A 271-nucleotide genomic window follows, 5' to 3' on the forward strand; every position below is an offset into this window, starting at 1 on the left:
TTGTTGGTGCAGGCGCACACTAGCAACACGACCGTATAAATTACAAGCGACTTTCTCATTTTTCAGTCTTTGTAGGTGCGTTCGTTTGACATGCGCATGAAACGAATAATCGAAGCGACGGGTGAATGCTTTCCTCCACCCTGCAGGTCGGCGTTATTGTTAAGAATCATTTCCCATTTATTAAAAGCTTGCCCTGGATCATCCTGCGCCCCCTCCTTGTTCGTATGCAGACTCCACAACTGCTGCCGTAACCTCTTGGTCACGTCACCAT

At 48.0% G+C, this 271-nt stretch carries 1 protein-coding gene; it reads right to left on the reverse strand.

The genetic code is table 11. From position 1 onward, the window contains the following. Positions 1-62: 62 nt before the first annotated feature. Positions 63-271 (reverse strand): hypothetical protein (locus AAEY79_RS14960; protein ID WP_352289189.1); only part of this gene is annotated, 209 nt, incomplete at its 5' end.

Source organism: Psychrobacter sp. GW64-MNA-CIBAN-0177, assembly GCF_040309585.1.
GTDB classification, from domain to species: Bacteria; Pseudomonadota; Gammaproteobacteria; order Pseudomonadales; family Moraxellaceae; genus Psychrobacter; species Psychrobacter okhotskensis.